Annotated in this window: 15 protein-coding genes; 13 read left to right on the forward strand and 2 right to left on the reverse strand. The window is 40.7% G+C overall.

The window, feature by feature from the left end:
• Positions 1 to 3: 3 nt before the first annotated feature.
• From H8S88_RS01310 to greA, 8 genes are all read left to right on the forward strand, one after another.
• Positions 4 to 450, forward strand: coding sequence for a hypothetical protein (locus H8S88_RS01310; RefSeq protein WP_236127846.1), 447 nt, complete (start codon positions 4 to 6; stop codon positions 448 to 450).
• 397 nt (positions 451 to 847) lie between these two features.
• Positions 848 to 3943, forward strand: coding sequence for a DEAD/DEAH box helicase (locus tag H8S88_RS01315; RefSeq protein ID WP_236127847.1), 3096 nt, complete (start codon positions 848 to 850; stop codon positions 3941 to 3943).
• A 57-nt stretch (positions 3944 to 4000) separates the two neighbouring features.
• Complete coding sequence (locus H8S88_RS01320; protein WP_236127848.1) at positions 4001 to 4669, forward strand: cystathionine gamma-synthase; 669 nt, start codon at positions 4001 to 4003, stop codon at positions 4667 to 4669.
• Positions 4670 to 4683: 14 nt separating this feature from the next.
• On the forward strand, positions 4684 to 6018 hold the full coding sequence (gene murC / locus H8S88_RS01325; RefSeq protein ID WP_236127849.1) for a UDP-N-acetylmuramate--L-alanine ligase: 1335 nt from the start codon (positions 4684 to 4686) through the stop codon (positions 6016 to 6018).
• A 9-nt stretch (positions 6019 to 6027) separates the two neighbouring features.
• Positions 6028 to 6456 (forward strand): GNAT family N-acetyltransferase, encoded by a 429-nt coding sequence (locus H8S88_RS01330; protein WP_048789527.1) that lies wholly within the window; start codon positions 6028 to 6030, stop codon positions 6454 to 6456.
• Positions 6457 to 6468: 12 nt separating this feature from the next.
• A complete protein-coding gene (locus H8S88_RS01335; RefSeq protein ID WP_048789528.1) occupies positions 6469 to 6969 on the forward strand; it encodes a GNAT family N-acetyltransferase in 501 nt (166 codons plus the stop codon).
• Positions 6970 to 7031: 62 nt separating this feature from the next.
• Positions 7032 to 8642 carry an endolytic transglycosylase MltG gene (gene mltG / locus H8S88_RS01340; RefSeq protein WP_443032518.1) on the forward strand — a complete coding sequence of 537 codons (1611 nt, stop codon included), beginning with the start codon at positions 7032 to 7034 and terminating at the stop codon, positions 8640 to 8642.
• A gap of 60 nt (positions 8643 to 8702) precedes the next feature.
• The gene (gene greA, locus H8S88_RS01345) at positions 8703 to 9185 is read left to right on the forward strand and encodes a transcription elongation factor GreA (RefSeq protein ID WP_048688326.1); all 483 of its coding nucleotides are present in this window, start codon (positions 8703 to 8705) and stop codon (positions 9183 to 9185) included.
• Between the two features lie 400 nt (positions 9186 to 9585).
• Here greA and yidC read toward each other — a convergent pair whose 3' ends face one another.
• Complete coding sequence (gene yidC / locus H8S88_RS01350) at positions 9586 to 10524, reverse strand: membrane protein insertase YidC (RefSeq protein ID WP_129270192.1); 939 nt, start codon at positions 10522 to 10524, stop codon at positions 9586 to 9588.
• Positions 10525 to 10602: 78 nt separating this feature from the next.
• Positions 10603 to 10881, reverse strand: a complete 279-nt coding sequence (locus H8S88_RS01355; protein WP_125334819.1) for an acylphosphatase — start codon at positions 10879 to 10881, stop codon at positions 10603 to 10605.
• 73 nt (positions 10882 to 10954) lie between these two features.
• Here H8S88_RS01355 and H8S88_RS01360 point away from each other — a divergent pair, with 73 nt between their 5' ends.
• The 5 genes from H8S88_RS01360 (at position 10955) to H8S88_RS01380 (ending at position 14568) form a co-directional block, all read left to right on the forward strand.
• Positions 10955 to 11701, forward strand: a complete 747-nt coding sequence (locus H8S88_RS01360; protein WP_125334817.1) for a TrmH family RNA methyltransferase — start codon at positions 10955 to 10957, stop codon at positions 11699 to 11701.
• A gap of 30 nt (positions 11702 to 11731) precedes the next feature.
• Positions 11732 to 12220, forward strand: a complete 489-nt coding sequence (locus tag H8S88_RS01365; protein ID WP_048715413.1) for an HDIG domain-containing metalloprotein — start codon at positions 11732 to 11734, stop codon at positions 12218 to 12220.
• 29 nt (positions 12221 to 12249) lie between these two features.
• Positions 12250 to 12936, forward strand: a complete 687-nt coding sequence (locus H8S88_RS01370) for a Bax inhibitor-1/YccA family protein (protein ID WP_006595780.1) — start codon at positions 12250 to 12252, stop codon at positions 12934 to 12936.
• 82 nt (positions 12937 to 13018) lie between these two features.
• A complete protein-coding gene (locus H8S88_RS01375; RefSeq protein ID WP_236127850.1) occupies positions 13019 to 14269 on the forward strand; it encodes a diaminopimelate decarboxylase in 1251 nt (416 codons plus the stop codon).
• 56 nt (positions 14270 to 14325) lie between these two features.
• Positions 14326 to 14568 carry a YneF family protein gene (locus H8S88_RS01380; protein WP_006595782.1) on the forward strand — a complete coding sequence of 81 codons (243 nt, stop codon included), beginning with the start codon at positions 14326 to 14328 and terminating at the stop codon, positions 14566 to 14568.
• Positions 14569 to 14610 lie beyond the last annotated feature (42 nt).

Raw genomic sequence — 14610 nt, forward strand, 5'->3', positions numbered from 1 at the left:
TTTATGAAAACCTTGAAACAAGGACTCCTGCTTGTAGTCACATTTATAGTATTTCTGGGACTGACAGCTTGTAGCGTTGAAAGAGAAGAAACCTATGAGAAAAAAGATAAAGACATTCTTCTTCGAGTGACGATTCGACATAGAGCCAATCAAATGATCTCTGAAGAGTTTTGGGCTGATAATTTTAATGTAAATATTGAAGATGACTCTGAGTTCGAATATATTAAAAAAGAAATTGTTGAACCTAAAAAAGGAATTTCGGGCTATACAACAGATGTGAGTCGGACGAAAGAGGGTGGACTGATGATTCATACCAAGATCGTCTACCAAGACTTAGATATTGAAGCCTTAAATAAAGCCAACGATGAGAAAAAAACGTTTGGAGAACTGGCCAACTATTCAGAACATATCAAAAATTTCAAAAAAGAAGGCTATAAGAGAATAAAATAAAAGGAACACACTTGGTGTTCCTTTTAGAATGTAAACAAACTATTTTTAACATAAAATAGCTAGCTATATTTCAAATAATGACTTTTATTTTTGGAGTCATTCAAGTAGATCTGAAACTTTTCGCCGTGAGAAAAGTGCTAGAAACAAGATTGTTTCTAGCACTCGGGAGTTTTGGAACCTTGGGTCCAAAACTAAGTCATGGAACTTCATAGAAGTTCGCTGACGTCCGTACTCACCTAAGGGAAGTTTCTAAGAATACCTCTTCTTTAATTTGAATGGAAAAAAAGCAGAGTAGGTGATAGTAAAATCAGGCATTGAATTCTTTACAATTCTTTGTCTTTTTTTCTATTTTAGAGGGGATATGATATAATAAAGAGATAAACATAAGGTGGTAAATATGGCAAAATTAATTCCTGGGAAAATCCGTTCAGAAGGAATCCTTCTCTATGAAAACGGGAAAGTTTCCCTACAGGAAATGAAGAATCAGTACCTCTATTTCAGAATTAACAATGACTCCCTCCGTTATAGTCTAGATGATCAAGCAATTTTTTGTAGTTGTGAGTTTTTCCAGAAGAAAAAATACTGTGTGCATTTAGCCGCAGGAGAAGCCTTTTTAAAAAATGATGAAGAAGGGAAGGAACTCTTGCTTGGTTTGGAGCAAGATGCAACAGAAAGTCAAGAAACAAAGGAAAAAGTATCTTTTGGAAGTTTGTTTTTAGATCAAGTCCTACCAAAAATTGAAAGCAAAGAAGTCCGTTTTGGTCTTTCAGCAACCGGTCATGTAGACGACTATTCCGGTCAGTTTTTGTGGACCCTTCGTATCTATCGCAGACCGGATGAGAGATCTTATGTGGTGCGGGATGTTGTAGCTTTTTTGCAAGCCATCAGAAAACAGTCCCATTTTGCGATTGGAAAAAGTTATTACGAGCCGATTTCCTATGCAGCCTTTGACCCTGAAAGTCGTGCCTTAATTCGATTCTTAGAAGGCTTGTTATCGGGAGATACGGTGCATGATGCCCTCTTCTTTCCAAATGGGGGTCGTCATCTTTACTTTTCAATGAGCTTCTTTGAAGAAGCTGTGCAATTATTGATGGACTTACCGTCCTTTACCCTTGAAGTCGGACTGGATACCTATCAGGAAGTATTCTTTCAAGAACTCCAGGAAGATTCCGGCTTGTTTTCTTTCCAAGTAGTGGAAATGAAGGAGTTTATCGAACTACAGGTCCAAGTGGCTTCCTATAAAATGGTGGAAGGTCGCTTTCTTTTGGCAAATGGCCATTTTTATCAAATATCACCGCTTCAAAAGATTTTGATTGAGGCTGTGCAGAGTTTACCCCTCTCCAGTGATCAGAAAAGACATGTTCAATTTGATTTGTCTGATCAGACCAAATTAACCTATAGCTTAGAGCAATTCAGGAAAATTGGTGAGGTGAAAGCACCAAGTAATTTCTATATTCACGATTTTCAACCTCACTTTGCTTTTGATTTATCGGAGCAAGGAGAAGTGCTGCTGGATCTAGTTTTTGTCTACGAGGACCGTATCGTTCGCTCAGAGAAAGAACTTAAGGATCTGCCTTATTCCAGTAATTTTGATAAGGAACGTTTGGTTTTTGAAACCATCTTGACAGCTGGCTTTACCAATCAATTTCAAACAAAACGAGCTCCTCTCCTTCCCAAGCAGATCTATCCCTTCTTTCAGCAGACCCTTCCCTTGTTTGAAGAACTGGGAGAGGTCGAAGTTTCGGATAAGTTGTTAGATCTGTATCAGGTTGAAAAGCCAAAGATTGCCATTCAAACCAGTGGTCGTCTCCTTGAGATTGGTTTTGAATTTGACTCCATTGATCCCTCTGAGGTTGAGCAAGTGATGAGTGCCTTGATTGAGAAGAATGACTATTATATCAGTCAATCAGGAAAGGTTCTAATCTTTGATGAAGAAACCAAGCGGATTAGTCAGACTTTATTGAATCTTCGTGCAAAGAAGACAAAAACAGGTCAGTTACAAACCAATCGCATTGCAGCCTTCCAGCTTTCCCAGTTATTTGAGTCAGCTGACAATGTCCAATTTTCTGAAGAGTTTCGTCGCTTGGCTCATGACTTGATTCATCCAGAACAATTTCCTTTGGGTGAGTTGCAAGTGACAGCTAAACTTCGAGATTATCAGGAAGTCGGAGTCCGCTGGCTATCCATGCTTAATCACTATGGCTTTGGGGGGATTTTGGCAGATGATATGGGACTTGGAAAGACCCTCCAGACCATTGCCTTTCTCTCAAGTGTTGCGACAGCGGATTCTAAGATTTTGATTTTAGCCCCATCTAGTCTAATCTATAATTGGAAAGAGGAGTTCGAAAAGTTTGCTCCACAAATGGAAGTGGAGGTCATCTATGGCCTCAAAGCAAGTCGCGACGAGGTGATTGCAAGCAATCCTCAGGTAGCGATTACCAGTTACGCTTCCTTCCGCCAGGACGTAGAGCAATACGAAAAAAATCAGTACCAATATTTAATCTTGGATGAAGCCCAGGTCATGAAAAATTCCCAAACCAAGATTGCTCAATACTTACGGAAATTCGATGTTCCTCATACCTTTGCTTTGTCGGGAACGCCAATAGAAAACCATGTAGAGGAACTCTGGTCGATTTTCCAAATTGTTCTTCCTGGTTTGTTTCCGGGTAAAAAAGAATTTAAACAATTGAGTCCAGAGACTATTTCTCAATACGTCAAGCCCTTTATCATGAGACGGAAAAAAAGTGAAGTCTTGCAGGAGCTTCCAGATTTGATTGAGATGACCTATAAGAATGAATTGGCTGACGATCAAAAAACGATCTATTTAGCCCAGTTGAAGCAAATGCAAGACCGCATTCTAAGCTCTTCTGAAGAGGAACTCAATCGCAGTAAGATGGAAATCTTATCTGGTTTGATGCGTCTTCGTCAGATTTGTGATACTCCATCCCTCTTTTTAGAGGACTATACTGGAGAAAGTGGGAAGCTGGATAGCCTTCGAGAATTGCTAGAGCAGATCAAAGATGGAAATCAACGAGTGTTGATCTTCTCACAATTTAGGGGCATGTTGGATATCATTGAAAAAGAGTTGGATACTCTGAAGATGACTTCGTTTAAAATCACAGGATCTACGCCAGCTAATGAGCGCCAAGATATGACCAACGCCTTTAACTCCGGTCAAGGAGATGCCTTTCTCATTTCCTTGAAAGCAGGTGGAGTTGGCTTGAATTTGACGGGTGCTGACACGGTTATTTTGGTTGACCTATGGTGGAACCCTGCGGTAGAAGATCAAGCCATTGGCCGTGCCCATCGAATGGGACAAGATAAGAATGTTGAGGTCTACCGGATGATTACTCGAGGGACCATCGAAGAAAAAATTCAAGAGCTCCAGACTAGCAAACGTCATTTAGTTTCTACCATATTAGATGGCACCGAAACGCGCTCCAGCCTTTCTATTGAAGAAATTCGGGAAATTTTGGGTATTTCGGTAGAATAACTTGAAAAATAAAATGAATAGTTTATAATTAATGGAGTGTCGAAAGGAAGAAATAGGATGACGGATAAGCATTTTCCTCAAGTAGCAGATGATGAATTGATGCTAACTCAAATGCCCCATATGAATTTATATGATGATGGGGACTTCATTAGTAATATTCTTGGGGAGTATACAGATAAAAACTATTTAGAATGGGAGCCGATTGCTACTGGAAAGGTAGCAGAGCAACCTTATCAAAAAAATCTACAAAAATCCCTTCAAAAACCATTTGAAGTGCCTAAGTCAAGAAGGCAGCCAATGACTCCTGATTTCAAGGAGCCTGTTGATAAAAAGAGCCCGGCGAATCGCTACGCAGAAGAAGCTCGTGAAGCAGCGCGTGCGGATTTGAAAAAGAAGCGGACGGCTCCGTATTTGACGGCGGATATTGCATCTAAGTCTAATCGTAAGAAATTCACCCCTTCTTTCATGCCAAAAGGGAAGCCAACAGCTCCATTTCAAAAAGAAACCCCAGGTGAATTGATCAAATACGGCGAGAGACTGAAACAAGAGCAATTGATCCTTTTAGAAGGTGCTGAGGAACATCCAGTTCAAGAATCCCACCAAGAAGAGAAACCCCAAAAAAATAATTATGATTTCTTGAAAAAGAGTCAAATCTATAACAAGGATCAACAAAACATTCCAACGAGACTCATTAAACAAGAACTCAATGTGACCAATCTGGACTAGCGAGAGGAGAAACTATGTCAAAAACATTTCATTTTATCGGAATAAAAGGAGCTGGTATGAGTGCCTTGGCTCTCATGCTCCATCAGATGGGACACACTGTACAAGGATCTGATGTAGAGAAATATTACTTTACTCAAAGAGGTCTAGAACAAGCAGGGATTACCATCCTACCATTCAGCGAAGAAAATCTTACTGGAGATCAAATCTTGATCGCTGGAAATGCCTTTAAACCTGAGAACAACGTAGAGATTGCTTATGCAGATGCTCAAGGCTATACCTATCAACGCTACCATGAATTCTTGGGTGAATTTATGCGTGATTTTGTCAGCATGGGAGTAGCAGGAGCTCATGGGAAAACCTCTACTACAGGAATTTTGTCTCATGTTCTGTCTAATATCACAGATACTAGCTATTTGATTGGGGATGGAACTGGTCGTGGTTCGAAAGGTGCTAAGTACTTTGTCTTTGAATCAGACGAGTACGAACGTCACTTTATGCCTTACCACCCAGAGTATTCGATTATCACCAATATTGACTTTGACCATCCTGATTACTTTACTGGCTTAGAAGATGTCTTTAATGCCTTCAATGATTATGCCAAACAAATTTCCAAAGCCTTGTTCATCTATGGTGAAGATCCTGAACTTCGTCGGATCACAGCCAAGGCTCCGATTTACTACTATGGATTTGAAAAAGAAGGTAATGATTTTGTAGCCAGTGATCTCTTGCGTTCTACTACGGGATCAATCTTTAGTGTTCACTTCCGTGGAGAAGATTTGGGACAATTCCAAATCCCATCCTTTGGACGTCACAATGTCATGAATGCAACAGCGGTCGTTGGTTTGCTTTATATCGCTGGATTCGATCTTGATTTGGTTCGGGAACACTTAAAAACATTTGGCGGGGTCAAACGTCGCTTTACAGAAAAGATTGTCAACGCTACCGTCATCATTGATGACTTTGCCCACCATCCAACTGAGATTATTGCCACTTTGGATGCGGCCCGTCAAAAATACCCAAGTAAGGAAATCGTAGCGGTCTTCCAACCTCATACCTTTACTCGGACGATTGCCCTCTTGGATGAGTTTGCGGATGCCTTGAATCAGGCAGATGCGGTGTACTTGGCACAGATTTATGGATCAGCTCGTGAAGTGGATCATGGGGATGTCAAAGTAGAAGATCTAGAAGCGAAAATTATTAAGAAATCCGGTGTGATTACAGCTGAAAATGTTTCTCCACTCTTGGATCATGACAATGCCGTTTATGTCTTCATGGGAGCAGGAGATATCCAGACCTATGAATATTCATTTGAACGTTTGCTTGGGAACTTGACCAATAACGTTCAATAGGGAGATACCATGCAACCAAGCGTTAGGATTCGGTTTGCTAAAGAAAATGATTGGGATGAGATCGAACAGATCACGTCCCAAAATTTTTCTTTTCAAAGAGCGGATCAGCAAGAACTGAATGGATTTAGAACCCTGGTCTTGGAATTTGAAGGGCAAGTGATTGGAAGTTGCCTGATTCAGATGGAGGAGCAGTTCGAAAATCCCTCTTTAAAATTATTGTGGTTGGAAATTCTTCCAGACTTTAGAAAACAAGGGTTTGGCACCTTGCTACTCGCCACACTCAAGTCTCTTGTAGCTCAAGAATCCTTGTTAGGGATTCATGTGACCTGCCAAGAGGAGTTGATTCCGTATTTTGAAATGAATGATTTTCAACTAGAGATAGGGGATAAGGAAGAAGGAGTGGAGGGCTATCACCTAATGTGGCACCTATCCCTATAGAAAGGAAGAAAAATGAACATTCGTCGTGCAACTATGAAGGATTTAGAAGCCATCGTTGCCATAGAACTGGAAAATTTTAGTCCAGAAGAGGCAATAGATAAGACGGTGCTTGCAAAACATATTGAAACGTTTAATAATAGCTTTTTAGTCGCTGACAAGGATGGCCAACTCCTAGGCTATTTAGAAGGCCCAGTGACACAAACTAGATATGTCGAGGACCGCTCTTTTACAGCGGACGTAAAAGACGAGTCCCATCTACCAGGAGGTTATATTACCCTTACGAGTCTTTCGATTTCCCCGTCTGTCCAAGGCTTAGGGGTCGGGAAAGCCCTGCTTGAAGCCATGAAAAATCTTGCCTTAGAAGAAGGACGGGAAGGGGTTAGTTTGACCTGTCATGATTACTTGATTGAGTATTATGAAAGGAACGGCTTTGTAAACGAAGGACGCTCGGACTCTAACTATGCTGGAGAAGTTTGGTACGATTTAGTATGGGAGGTTCCATCAAGTAACTGATCAATAGGATTTGAGGCGCTCAAGCCTCGTTCCTATTGCTTTTCTATCCCTTTTAAGATATAATATTAAGGATTATGACAAGGGAGGTCAAGTATTTGACTGATAACCAACAAGAGAATGAAAAATTATTAAGCTTTAAAGAGCGAATTCTCCGTGATCTTGAAGAAGCCAATAAGCAGATTTTACAAGCTGAAAAAGAATATGACTTACCTGTTCAAGAAATCTCTATTCCAGAAAAAAAAGAAGGCGAGACGGAAGGAACGCTTCCAGAGCTTGTGTCAGAAGAGTCTGAGGTTCAGGAAACAGTAGAGATTCCAGTGGAAGTAGAAAGAGTAGAAGTGCCAGAGGTTACAGAGGTCCCTGCAATTCAGGAAGTAGCCGAAGAGAACCAAGAAGAAACACCTCTACCAATCGAAGAGCCAACTCGAGAAGCAGAAAGTTCAAGTCAGCCTGTAGCTGTTTCGAGAAAAGAAAAACCGGTATCTAGTGTTTCGCGCAAGGATCGTGACCAACGTGTTCAAAAAAAGAAAAAACAGAATACTATTGCGAAGCGGATTGTCTTGACGGTTTTAGGAATTCTTTTAGTTTTAATAATTGCAACTGGAATTTTTGCAGTGACCTATGTTCAATCTAACTTAAATGCCATGGATGCCAAGGCTACAGAGTTTGTAACCGTTGAAATACCTGCTGGTTCTAGCAATCGTGAAATTGGAACTATTTTGGAGAAAAAAGGCTTGATTAAGAATGGCCAGTTCTTCAACTATTACACCAAGTTCAAGAATTATGGGAACTTCCAATCCGGTTATTTCAATCTACAAAAGAGTATGGATCTCGATACCATTATTCAAAAATTGCAAGAGCAAGGGACTAAAACCCCAGAACCACCAGTTTTAGGAAAAATTACGATTCCTGAGGGTTACACGATTGATCAAATCGCGAAAGTGGTATCTGTGGATGCAAGCTCCAAATCTGGTGCCAAGACTCCATATACGCAAGAAGAATTCTTAAAAGTCATCCAAGATGATGCTTTTATTGAAAAGATGGTAGCCAAATATCCTAAGTTACTAGCAACCTTGCCGTCCAAAGAAAGTGGCGTACGCTACCGCTTGGAGGGATATCTCTTCCCAGCTACTTATGGCTATGGAAAAAATAGTAAAATGGAAGATCTTGTAGACCAGATGTTAGCTGCAATGGACCAAAATCTTTCAGCCTACTATGACACCATGGAAGCTAAAAATATTGATGTCAATGAGGCATTGACGCTGGCTTCTTTGATTGAAAAAGAAGGTGCTACCGATAAAGACCGCAAGGATATTGCAAGCGTCTTTTATAACCGTTTGAATCAAGATATGCCTCTTCAAAGTAATATTGCTATCTTGTACGCACAAGGCCAATTAGGCAAGAAGACGACACTAAAAGAAGACGCAACGATTGACACCAATATCGATTCACCTTATAATATCTACAAGAATACTGGTTTGATGCCTGGTCCAGTAGATAGTCCAGGGGTATCTGCAATTGAAGCAGCCGTTAACCCAAGCAAGACAGACTACCTCTACTTTGTAGCAAATGTAGAGACTGGGGAAGTCTATTTTGCAAAAACTTATGAGGAACACACTAAAAACGTGGAAGAACACGTGAATAGCAAATTAACAGAAAGCAGCTCAAACTAAGGAGGATGTGGCATGCCACACCTTTTTAGTTCGAAAAAATAATAGAAAAGAGAAAGAAATATGGCAGAAAAAACCTATCCAATGACCCTAGCTGAAAAGCAAAAGTTAGAACTAGAATTAGAAGAATTGAAATTAGTTCGTCGTCCAGAAGTTGTAGAGCGGATTAAAATTGCTCGTTCTTACGGAGACCTTTCAGAAAACAGTGAATACGAAGCAGCTAAAGACGAACAGGCTTTTGTTGAAGGGCAAATCTCCAGCCTAGAAACAAAAATTCGTTATGCTGAAATTGTCGACAGCGATGCTGTCGCTGTTGATGAAGTAGCAATCGGAAAAACAGTTACCGTGCAAGAAATTGGCGAAGACGAAGAAGATGTTTACATTATTGTTGGTTCAGCTGGAGCGGATGCTTTTGCTGGTAAGATCTCAAATGAAAGTCCAATCGGTCATGCCTTAATTGGTAACAAAACAGGGGACACTGTGACGATTGAAACTCCAGCAGGAAGCTACCAAGTGAAAATCTTAAACGTTGAAAAAACAGAATAAAAAATGAGAGTGAGTCACTCTCATTTTTTTTTGAAGATAAAGTCATCTGAAAAACTTTCCTTAGGTGACTACGGACGTCAGCGAACTTCGAAGAAGTTCCATGACTTAGTTTTGAGACCTTCGCTCTTTAATTTCCAGGCTCAGGCTAAAACAGTTCCCCAAACTGTTTTACTCTCAAAACTCCCGAGTGCCTGAAACACAATAGTTTCAGGCACTTTTCTCACAGCGGAAAGTTTTTCATCTTCTTAAATAACTAAAAAATAAAAGTCATTTTTTGATAATCATCTAACTGTTTTATGTAAAACAATAGTTTGTATCTATTATTATATGAGAATGAACCACTCTCATTTTTTTGTAGTAATGGAAAAGCCGAGATGATATCTCGGCCTTATTGCTAATATTAGTTACGATTGCGTTGTTTTCCAGCGTTTCGTTTTTTGTTTCCGTTAGTTGGAAGGGAACGATTCGCGTTGGTTGGATTAGTTGGTGTAATATCTTTTTTAACGCGACGTCCATTGGATGCTGGAGCTTTTGGAGGGTTATTTTTATATTCCTCAGCAACTTGTTTCCGCAATTTTGGACGGATGAGGTAGTTGATGACAAATTGTTGAATAATCTGTACGAAACCACCGACTACCCAGTAGAGAGTGACGCCAGCTGGTGCCATTAAAGAGAAGACTGCAATCATAATTGGGCTTACGAGAGCTGTTTTCTTCATGGTTTCTCTTTGGTTTTCATCTTCGATACCATGGAGAGAAAGCATGCTTTGAATGTAGTAAAGAACAGCAACAACTAAGGTTAAAGCAAGACTTTTTGAACCGAGACCAATGCCGAGGAAAGAGTCCTTGCTAATACCTGGAGTGTATTGAGCTGCAAAATATAGGGCAGAGAAGAAAGGCATTTGAATCAACAAAGGCAGGCATCCAATGCCGCCGAATGGGCTGACACCATTTGCTTTTTGAGCATCCATCAATTCAGAGTTGGCCAATAATTTCTCTTCTTGAGTCTCCGCATTTTTGATGCGTTCTTGGATCGGCGCAAAGATCGGTTTGAGGTAGTTCATCTTTTCAGACTGGTAGGTTGCCTTCCAAGATTGATAAATACCTAGAGGGAAGATGATGACACGAACAATCACTGTTACGAGGATAATCCCTAGACCAAAGCCGAGGCCAAGATCTGTCGCAAAGAAATTGATGGCTTCCCCCATCGGTTTTCCAATGAGATTCCAGACAAAACCGGTTGGTTGTTTGGTTGTCTTGTCGATGCTGACACATCCTGTTAAGAGGAGGAGAGCAGACAAGCTGAGAGCAACAAGTAAATAACGTTTATATTTTTTCACAAGTTTTAATCCTTTAATTTTAAATAATACCTTTCTATTCTACTGTTTTTTTATCAAATTAACAATAGTTCTCTGGACTTAATTTGAAATTTTAAAATCTTTGTAGGGTTCGAAGTTTGCCAGATGGACGTCAAGATAAGAAACCTTTGAAAAAGGAGTAGGGCCTTTTCGTATTTCTTGGATAAATTTGGCCATGCGGGCATTGTCTTCGCAGGAGGCAAGGATAGTGACCGTTCCGTCATCATTGTTCCAGACCCGGCCTGTAATACCTCCAATTTCTAATGCTAAGCTATAAACTCCCCAACGGAAGCCAACACCTTGAACCCGACCTTGGGCCGTCATTTCAACTTTTTGCATGCTTGTTCTCCTTGTGCTTGAATTCCTACTCAGGACGGAGAAGCTCCTCCTGTGAATGTGGTATAATAGTCTTATGAATATTATAACCTCTAAGTCCAATAATGGGATTAAAAAAGTTAAAAAACTTCATCAAAAAAAATACCGAAATAACTCTTACCTGATCGAAGGCTGGCATCTTTATGAAGAAGCTATCAATCATCAGGCTCCGATTGAACAAGTCTTTGTTCTGGAAGAGTTTGTAGATAAGATCAAGAAAGATACGAAGGTGACCATCGTAAGTCCTGAAGTTTTAGCAGAAATTGCTGATTCCAAAAGCCCTCAAGGAATCGTGGCAGAAATTAAGATTCAGCCAATCCAGCATCTTCAGCTGGCTCAAGGACGGTATTTATTGTTAGAGGATGTTCAAGATCCAGGAAATGTCGGAACCATGATTCGGACTGCTGACGCAGCAGGCTTTGACGGGGTGCTTCTAACCGATCAATCAGCAGATTTGTATAATATGAAAACCTTGCGCTCTATGCAGGGGAGTCATTTTCATCTTCCTGTTATCCGTCTGCCTAAAGAGCAACTCTTAACAGCCATTGAAGAAAGTCAGCTACCCATCTATGCGACCACCTTGTCTCAGGATTCTATTGACTATAAGCAAGTGGAGAAAGTCCCTTCTTTTGTACTGGTCATGGGGAATGAAGGACAAGGTATTAGTGACCAGATGGCTGAGAAGGCAGATCTGCTGGTTCATATCACCATGCCAGGTCAGGCAGAGAGTCTGAATGTCGCTGTTGCTGCAGGGATTTTGATCTTTTCTATGATTGAAGAATAGTGCGTTAGTCAGATAGAGGAGGTGAGACGCATGTATCGACAAGATAAAGAATATATGGCTGAAGTCGGACATTTGATCCAGCATCCCAAACTTCAAAAATTAAAGGAAATTCCCCACCATATTCATTCCAACCGTTTGGAGCATTCCATTCACGTTAGCTACACCAGCTACCGCATTTCTAAGAAGATGGGCTGGGATACCAAAAGTACAGCAAGGGGAGCTCTCTTACACGATCTTTTTTACTACGACTGGCGGCAGGTCAAATTTAACAAGAGCCATGCCTGGGTACATCCTCGGATAGCTGTCCGAAATGCCAAAAAGATAACAAGCCTCAATAAAAAAGAAGAGGACATCATCCTCAAACATATGTGGGGCTTGACGCTTGCTCCACCTCGCTACAAAGAATCTTTCCTCGTGACCATGGTCGATAAATACTGGGCGATAAAAGAAGCCTCAGAACCAATGAGAAAAAAGTGGTCAAAGAGGAGACTTTTCCATCGAAAAATGTTAAAATCATAATAATTTAAGTTTGAAAGGAATGATTGATGATGAATCAACAAACCGTTATCCACGAACAAAGTGGTCTTAATAGCTTTTATAGCAAAATTTATTCTCTAGTTGGAGTTGGAGTTGGAATCTCAGCTGTTGTATCAGCTTTGATGATGACCCTTTTCCAAGAAACCTTCATATATATTCTAACTCAGGCTCCATGGGTCTACTATATTGCCATTGCCGTTGAATTGATTTTGGTCCTGGTCGCTTCTAGACAATCGGTGAAAAACAATCCCATGGCCTTGCCTCTCTTTTTAACTTATTCAGCTTTGAATGGGTTTACCTTGAGTTTTATCATTGCACGCTATGCTCAAGCGACAGTTTATAAAGCCTTCGTCGTTAGTGCCTTGATGTTCTTTATCATGTCAGCCATTGGTCGTGTGACCAAAAAAGACTTGTCTGGAATGGGCCGAGCATTTATGGGAGCCTTGATTGGAATTATCATTGCTTCGATTGCGAACATCTTCTTACAAAGCTCTGGTATGGATTATGTTCTTAGCATTCTTTGTGTTATCATCTTTGCAGGTTTGACTGCTTGGGATAACCAAAAGATTCGTTATGTCTATGAACAATCCAATGGTCAGCCAACCAATGGTTGGGTTGTTGCTTTGGCTTTGGAACTCTATCTTGATTTCATCAACTTGTTCATCAATATCTTGCGTATTTTTGGACGCAACGATTAATCGAAAGAGCCGGGAAACCGGCTTTTTTTGTTGGAAAACTTGTGATATACTAAAGAAAATTGATAGAAAAGAGAATCTTCACATGAAACGTCCATTCATTAGTAGAGAAAGATTAAAACAAATTACGGAAACCTATCCAACTCCCTTTCACCTATATGATGAAGCTGGGATCCGGCAGACAGCTCGTGCCCTCCATCAAGCCTTTTCTTGGAATCCAGGCTTTAAGGAGTATTTCGCTATCAAAGCGACCCCTAATCCAGCCATCCTAAAAATCCTCAAAGAAGAAGGCTGTGGCGTGGACTGTGCTAGCTATGTGGAGCTGCTGATGGCACAAAAATTAGGGTTTACAGGCCAAGAAATCATGTTTTCTTCCAACAATACACCGGCTGAAGAGATGGTCTTTGCCCGTCAGCTAGGAGCGACTATCAACTTGGATGCTTACGAAGATGTAGCCTTTCTACAATCTGTTGCGACACTACCGGAGGTCATCTCTTGCCGCTATAATCCAGGAGGGGTGTTTGAACTGGGAACGGATATCATGGACCATCCTGAAGAGGCTAAGTTTGGCATGACCAAGGAGCAATTGATCCAAGCATTTACGGAGTTGAAAGATTTAGGAGTCAAACGATTTGGGATCCATGCCCTCTTAGCTTCGAATACCGTCTCCAATGATTACTATCCAGAATTGGCTAAGCAATTATTCCAGTTGGCAGTAGAAGTGGTTGAAAAGACAGGGGTTACCTTGGACTTTGTCAACCTCTCTGGTGGGGTTGGAGTGAACTACAAACCAGAAGACCAACCAAATGATATTGCTGTGATTGGGGAGGGTGTTCGTCGGGCTTACGAGGACATTTTAGTTCCAGTGGGCTTAGATCAAGTGAAAATCTATACGGAATTAGGCCGCTTTATGCTAGCCCCACATGGCCTATTGGTCACCCATGTCACCCATAAGAAACGGACTTATCGGACCTATCTAGGAGTAGATGCTTCGGCTGTCAACCTCCTTCGTCCTGCTATGTACGGGGCTTACCACCATATTACCAATCTGGATCGACCAGATGGAGAGACAGAAGTAGTAGACATTGTTGGTAGTTTGTGTGAAAACAATGACAAGTTTGCCAAGAATAGGGAATTTCCTGTCTCTGAAATTGGGGATCTCTTGGTCATCCATGATACAGGAGCGCATGGTTATTCCATGGGCTATCAGTACAATGCCAAGCTCCGCTCTGCGGAGATTTTATTAGAAGAATCGGGCCAAACTCGTCTCATTCGACGGGCCGAAAAACCCGAGGATTACTTTGCAACATTGTATGGCTTTGACTTTGAAAAATAGGGCCTTTTTGGTATAATAGAAAATGTGTAAATATTGAATTTAGGAGAAAAACACTTATGTCTACATTTTTGACAATTTTATTGATTATCCTTGCTTTCTTTGGTGGAATGTTGGCAGGTATGTACCTACTTCGCAAGCAGTTTGAAAAAGAATTTGCATCAAACCCACGTTTGAATGTTGAAGCGGTTCGTACATTATTGGGAGCTAGTGGTCAACGTCCAAGTGAAGCGAAGGTGCAACAAGTTTACCGTCAAATTCTGAATCAACAAAAAGCATCTTTGAATACGAAGAAGAAATAAAAGCAAAACAGATGACACAATAAAATAAGTAGGGGGACTTTA

The organism is Streptococcus sp. GS001 (assembly GCF_021595565.1).
Lineage (GTDB): Bacteria > Bacillota > Bacilli > Lactobacillales > Streptococcaceae > Streptococcus > Streptococcus xiaochunlingii.